General features: G+C 62.2%; 7 protein-coding genes. 4 read left to right on the top strand and 3 right to left on the bottom strand.

The annotated features are described in order from the left end of the window. The 4 genes from WB528_RS21320 to WB528_RS21305 form a co-directional block, all read left to right on the top strand. On the top strand, positions 1–385 hold a 385-nt coding region (locus WB528_RS21320; protein WP_423890419.1), incomplete at its 5' end, for a glycerol-3-phosphate dehydrogenase C-terminal domain-containing protein. A gap of 63 nt (positions 386–448) precedes the next feature. Continuing rightward, positions 449–1,648, top strand: coding sequence for an ABC transporter ATP-binding protein (locus WB528_RS21315; protein WP_423890418.1), 1,200 nt, complete (start codon positions 449–451; stop codon positions 1,646–1,648). Further along, positions 1,645–2,556, top strand: a complete 912-nt coding sequence (locus WB528_RS21310; protein WP_423890416.1) for an ABC transporter permease — start codon at positions 1,645–1,647, stop codon at positions 2,554–2,556. The genes WB528_RS21315 and WB528_RS21310 overlap by 4 nt, the downstream gene beginning before the upstream one ends. Further along, a complete protein-coding gene (locus tag WB528_RS21305; RefSeq protein ID WP_423890413.1) occupies positions 2,556–3,371 on the top strand; it encodes an ABC transporter permease in 816 nt (271 codons plus the stop codon). The genes WB528_RS21310 and WB528_RS21305 overlap by 1 nt, the downstream gene beginning before the upstream one ends. On the opposite strand, the gene WB528_RS21300 is transcribed toward WB528_RS21305, so the two are convergent. The 3 genes from WB528_RS21300 to WB528_RS21290 all read right to left on the bottom strand — a co-directional run. Further along, positions 3,372–4,223: a carbohydrate ABC transporter permease gene (locus tag WB528_RS21300; RefSeq protein ID WP_423890410.1), complete on the bottom strand. Its 852-nt coding sequence runs from the start codon at positions 4,221–4,223 to the stop codon at positions 3,372–3,374. Next, positions 4,220–5,089: a carbohydrate ABC transporter permease gene (locus WB528_RS21295; RefSeq protein WP_423890408.1), complete on the bottom strand. Its 870-nt coding sequence runs from the start codon at positions 5,087–5,089 to the stop codon at positions 4,220–4,222. Before WB528_RS21295 ends, WB528_RS21300 begins: the two co-directional genes overlap by 4 nt. 183 nt (positions 5,090–5,272) lie before the next feature. Continuing rightward, the coding region (locus WB528_RS21290; protein ID WP_423890406.1) for an extracellular solute-binding protein at positions 5,273–5,928 on the bottom strand (656 nt) is incomplete at its 5' end.

The raw sequence follows: 5,928 nt of genomic DNA, 5'->3' as shown, positions 1-5,928 counted from the left end.
CTCCTGTCTCCTGCCGTTCTATCCGATGTCGCGGCCCTGGAGCGCACAGGCGGCGTTGCCGGGCGGGGATTTTCCGCATCAGAGCTTCGAGACGGAGGTGGAAAACGCGCGTGAACGCTGGAAATTCCTCAGCTCCGATCAGGCGCTCCGGCTGGTCTCGGCCTATGGCTCGCGGCTTCACCAGGTGCTGGGCGAAGCCAAAGAGAAGGCCGATCTCGGGCCAAGCTTTGGCTCCGACCTGACGGGCGCGGAGGTGCGCCACCTCATGGCAAAAGAATGGGCGCGTTTCCCGGACGACATTCTCTGGCGCCGCTCGAAGCTCGGCCTGACCATGGAGCCCACAGAGCGCGAACGGCTGGCCACGTTCATGGCCGCGGCGGTTTAATGTCCGTCATCCACAGGCGCTGCGGTTGAGCCAGGGTGGCTACGGGGTTAGCTTGCGCCTTCCATGGGGCAGGCTGGCAGCATGACTGGAGACGCCGCAAATTCCGCGGGCGGCGCCGATTCAAAAACCGAAGCGCATGCCGCGCTCGGCATGCCGCTCCTTCGCATCGAAAGGGTAGTAAAAAAATTCGACGGCTTTCGTGCGGTCGACGCGCTCTCGCTCGACATCCCGGCCGGCGAGTTTTTCGCTCTGCTCGGTCCGAGCGGCTGCGGCAAGACCACGCTGCTCAGAATGCTGGCCGGTTTCGAGACGCCCGACGAGGGCCGTATCCTGCTCAACGGCAAGGACATCGCGCGAGTGCCGCCGCATCAGCGTCCCGTCAACATGATGTTCCAGAACTATGCATTGTTTCCCCACCTGAACGTGCGGGACAATATCGCGTTCGGTTTGAAGCGTGCCGGCTTGCCGTCTTCCGAGATCGGTGCGCGCATTGCCGAGATGGTTGCCCTCGTCAAGCTCGATGGGCTGGAGAAGCGCAAGCCCGATCAGCTTTCCGGCGGCCAGCGTCAGCGCGTGGCACTGGCGCGGTCGCTGGCGCGCCGCCCGCAACTCCTGCTGCTCGACGAACCGCTGGCGGCGCTCGACAAGAAGTTGCGCGAAAGCACGCAGCTCGAGTTGATGGAGTTGCAGCGGCGGCTTGGCCTGACCTTTGTTATCGTGACCCACGATCAGGCTGAGGCGATGACGATGGCTGGACGGATCGGCGTGATGGATGCCGGCCGCCTCGAACAGGTCGCAACTCCGCGCGAACTCTATGAGGCGCCGCACTCGCGCTGGATCGCCGAATTTGTCGGCGACGTCAATTTGCTTGAGGGCAAGATCGAGACCGGCGCGGGGGATCATCCGACGATGGCGCGGAGGCTTGCCATCGCGACCGCGCAGGCCGGAACGATTTACGTGGCTGAACCGCGCCAACCGCTCACCAAAGCCAATCTGTGTGTCGCGATCCGCCCCGAAAAGGTCAAGCTGTCGCGCCGGGCTCCGGTGTCCGACGATGCACGCGCGATCAATCGGCTCGAGGGGGTCGTGACCGACGTCAGCTATCTCGGCGGCATCACAAGCTACAAGATCAAGCTCGATGGCGGCGCGGTGCTGCGCTCGTCGATGGCCAATACCGCGCGGCTCGATTTCGACGCCTATAACCCGGGCCAGCGCGTGGTAGCGTGGTTTTCGCCGGAAGACTGCGTGGTGCTGGAGCAATGAGCGCGCGAACGATCTTCACGCGCCCGGCGCGGCTGGCGGCGATCGCGCCCTATCTGTGGATGGCGCTGTTCTTTCTGGTGCCGTTCCTGTTCGTCCTGAAGATCAGCCTGTCGCAGACCGCTATCGCGCAGCCGCCGTATGCGCCCGTGTTCGATGTGGGTGAGGGATGGGCAGCGCTCAAGGCGGCATTTGCGGCGCTGTCGCCCGACAATTTCAAGCTGCTGTTCTCTGACGATCTCTATGTTCTGTCGTATTTGCGCAGTCTGACGGTCGCGGCGATTTCGACCTCGATCCTGCTCGTGATCGGCTACCCCATCGCCTATGGGATGGCGCGGCTGCCGCAACGCTGGCAGAGCGTGGCGATGATGCTGGTGATCGTGCCGTTCTGGACATCGTTCCTGATTCGCATCTATGCCTGGATCAACATTTTGCAGCATGACGGCCTGCTCAATCAGATCTTGTTGGCGCTGCACATTGTCTCCAAGCCAGTGGTGTGGCTCTCAACCGACAGCGCGATGTACCTCGGCATCGTCTATTCCTATTTGCCGTTCATGATCCTGCCGCTGTATGCGACGCTGTCCAAACTGGACCCGGCGCTGTTGGAGGCGGCCAGTGATCTCGGCGCCTCGCCCCGCCAGGCTTTCTGGCGGGTGACGTTCCCGCTGTCGCTGCCCGGCGTCGGGGCCGGCGCGCTGCTTTGTTTTATTCCCATCGTCGGCGAGTTCGTGATTCCGGATTTGCTGGCGGGCTCGGATGCGCTGATGATCGGCCAGACCCTGTGGCTCGAATTTTTCACCAATCGGGACTGGCCGGTGGCGTCGGCCATCGCTGTTGTGCTTCTGCTTCTGCTGCTGGCGCCGCTGGTGCTGTACGACCGCCTGCAGCGGCGGCAACTGGAGCAGGCATGATGGCGGCAGCCTCGAACAGGCTCTCGCGCTTCAACGTCACCGCGCTCGCGTTGGGGCTGGCGTTCCTGTATCTGCCGATCATGGTCCTCATTATCTATTCGTTCAACGCCTCGCGGCTGGTGACGGTGTGGGGCGGCTGGTCGCTGCGCTGGTACACCGAGTTCTTCGGCGACAGCGCGATGATCGATGCGGCCTGGATGAGCCTGCGGGTGGGGGCGACATCGGCGACGCTCGCCACGTTGCTCGGCACGCTCGCGGCGGTGGCGCTGGCGCGCGGATCGAGCTTCAAGGGGCGGACGCTGTTCTCCGGCATGCTCTATGCGCCGCTGGTGATGCCCGAGGTCATCACCGGGCTGTCCTTGCTGCTGCTGTTTGTCGCGATCAGCGCGGAGCGCGGCTTCTGGACGGTCGCGATCGCCCACACAACGCTCACCATGTGCTTTGTCGCGGTGGTGGTCCAGGCACGGCTCGGCGCGCTCGATAAAAGCCTGGAAGAAGCGGCGATGGATCTTGGTTGCGATCCAGCGCGGGCCTTCCTCTTGGTTACTCTGCCATTGATTCTCCCGTCCGTCATTGCCGGATGGATGCTTGCCTTCACGCTGTCACTCGACGATCTCGTAATCGCAAGCTTTACGACCGGCCCCGGCTCGGCGACGCTGCCGATCCGGATCTATTCGGAAGTGCGGCTCGGTGTAAAACCGGAAATCAACGCGATCTGCACGCTGGTGGTGGCGCTGATTGCGATCGTGATCGTGGTCGCCTCGCTCGCCTCGAAAATCTCCGATGCCCGCGGCAAGAGCGCCGCGCCGTTGTGATTACGACTTCACGGCGCCTGCGGTGAGCCCGCCGACCATGTAGCGGCGGAAGGCGTAATAGATCGCGGCTGGCGGCAGCGCGTAGATGAAGCCGGTCGTCATCAACAACTCCCACGGCGAATCGTCGGCGGCGAGGAAATTGCCGAGCGCCACCGGCAAGGTGATGTCGCGATCATTGGAGAGCAAAAGGAACGCGTAGAGATATTCGTTCCAGGCAAGCAGCACGGCATAGGTGCCGATCGCCACCAGCGACGGCATCATCAGGGGAACGTAGACCAGGCGGAAGATCTGTAGCGGTGTCGCGCCATCCATCACGGCGGCCTCGTCAAGTTCGACCGGCAATTTGTCGGAAGCCTGCTTCAGCACCCAGATCGCGTAGGGCGAGGCAATCGTCACCATCGCCAAAATCAAAGCCCAACTCGTATTGAGCAGGCCGTAATTGCCCATGGTGCGATACATCGGCACGGCGAGGAACGCCGCCGGGATAAAGTAGGTGAACAGCGCGAGGTTGAGCACGATGCGTCCGCCGGGCACACGCAACCGAGAGATCGAGAACGCGGCCGCGGTCGCGACTGTCAGCGTCAGCGCGCCGACAGCCGCCGCAATCACAACCGAATTGCCGAATTGCACCCAGAAGTCCCTGAGAAAGTAATGCTGCTGGCGAAACACGATCTCGAAATTGTGCAGCGTCGGATGGTCCGGCCACAATTTGCCGGAGAAGGCGTCTTCCTTCGGCGAGATCGCGAACACGAACATGTGGTAGATCGGAATCATCGTCCAGATCAGCACCGGAATGCCGATCAGCAGCAGTCGGGCTTCGGTCGCCGTATCGCGCAAGGAGGGGAGCTTCATCGCGACAGCCGTTTCATCATGAAATAGACGAGTGGCAGCACGAGCGGCATCGCGCAGACGATCGAGGCCATCGCGAGGTTGAGCTGGTCGAGCCGCAAGTATCGGATGCCGAGCGTCGAGAGCACGTGCGTCAGATCAGCCGGACCGCCGCCGGTCAACAGGTACACGCTGTTGAAATCCCCGAGCGTCCAGATCATCGAAAGCAGCGTGCAGGTAAGATACAGCGCCTGCATCGAGGGCCAGGTGATGAAGCGGAATTTCTGCCACCAGTTCGCGCCGTCGACATCGGCGGCTTCGAACAGGTCCTGCGAGATCGCAAGCCGCCCCGTCATCAGGATCAGTGTCCAGAACGGCAGCGATTTCCAGATGTGCACGCCGATCGCCATCGCGAGCGCCACAGAGGGATCGTTGAGCCAGTTCGGCCCGTCATCGCCGGTGAACTTGAAGATGAGCTGGTTCACCATGCCCCATTCCGGATTGAGCATGAAGCGCACCGACAGGATGGTCGGGATCGACGGTACCGCCCAGGGCAGGATGAAGATCACCGACAGCCACCGGATCCACGTGCGCTGCTGCACGAAGAAGCCGGACAGAAACAGTGCAATCAGCATTTTGATGTTGATGCCGATGAGAAGAAAGATCAGCGTGTTGACGACGGCGCGCGCAAAGATCGGGTCGTTGTAAAGCTCGACATAGTTCGACGGCGCGCGCGCCAGCCAGAAGCCGTAAGCAACGGGATAGACCACAAAGGCAAGAAACACGAGCAGGTAGGGCACGATCAGCACGATGCCCCAGACTTGCGGCGTCGACAGCCGTGGCGCGAGCGGGGCGCCTGGCACGTCGGATGCTGAGAGCGTGATCGCCATATTCTGTCGCTCTTGTACCTAAGTGGCCTTCATTCAGGTTGTCGTCCCGGTCAAGCGAAGCGCGAGCCGGGACCCATACGCCGTGTCGGTCATGTCGGGAGAAGCTGTTCGACGGCTTTCGTCCTACAATCAAGGTATGTGGTTATGGGTCCCCGCTTTCGCGGGGACGACACCGGTTCGTGGCTACCCCGCGACCGCCTTGACGCGCGCGATCAGCTCGTCGACCGCCTTGTCCACCGGCACCTTCTCGCTGACGACGCGGTTCATCGCCTTCGCCCACACATTCTCGTTGTTCAGGATCGTGAACTTGTAGTTCTTGGTAAAATCGAACGGCTGGGTGCCGCCCATGAACTGCGCGTAGACCGCCCTGCGGTGACGGTCGGCCTGCCAGAACGGGCTCTTCTGGCCTTCGATCGTCGCCGGGAACCAGCGGCCGAGCGCTCCCTCGACATACGGGCCGAGGTTTTCCTCCTGAAGCAGGAAACTGACGAATTCCTTGGCCTTGGCCTTGTTCTTCGCCGCGGTGAAGATCACGCCGGTCTTGACGTCGGAGCGATACTTGATCGGCTGGCCGTCCGGCTTGTTCGGGAAGGAGGCCGTGATGATGTCCTCCTCATAGGCCTTCTTGCCGGCGGCGCGCTGTTCCGGGGTCAGCGCCGGATTGGTCGAATCCTCGAACCATTTCGCCGCGATCGAGATCGTGAAGTTGTGCGTCATCACGATCGTCTTGTTGTGGAAGGCGACGTTGTTGTCCGGGTCCTTCCAGGTGGTGGAGGAGGGCGGCGTGCAGCCCTTGATATAGGTGTCGGTGTAATCCTTCAGCGCGTGGATCAGCCCGT

The organism is Bradyrhizobium sp., assembly GCF_049586575.1.
In the GTDB taxonomy this organism is placed as follows: domain Bacteria; phylum Pseudomonadota; class Alphaproteobacteria; order Rhizobiales; family Xanthobacteraceae; genus Bradyrhizobium.
This window is presented reverse-complemented; position numbering and strand designations above follow the sequence as displayed.

What these genes read in the sequence shown, in the direction of transcription:
- WB528_RS21315 (WP_423890418.1), top strand. Translation starts at nt 449, where the DNA reads ATGGGGCAGGCTGGCAGCATGACTGGAGACGCCGCAAATTCCGCGGGC.
- WB528_RS21310 (WP_423890416.1), top strand. Translation starts at nt 1,645, where the DNA reads ATGAGCGCGCGAACGATCTTCACGCGCCCGGCGCGGCTGGCGGCGATC.
- WB528_RS21305 (WP_423890413.1), top strand. Translation starts at nt 2,556, where the DNA reads ATGGCGGCAGCCTCGAACAGGCTCTCGCGCTTCAACGTCACCGCGCTC.
- WB528_RS21300 (WP_423890410.1), bottom strand. Translation starts at nt 4,223, where the DNA reads ATGAAGCTCCCCTCCTTGCGCGATACGGCGACCGAAGCCCGACTGCTG.
- WB528_RS21295 (WP_423890408.1), bottom strand. Translation starts at nt 5,089, where the DNA reads ATGGCGATCACGCTCTCAGCATCCGACGTGCCAGGCGCCCCGCTCGCG.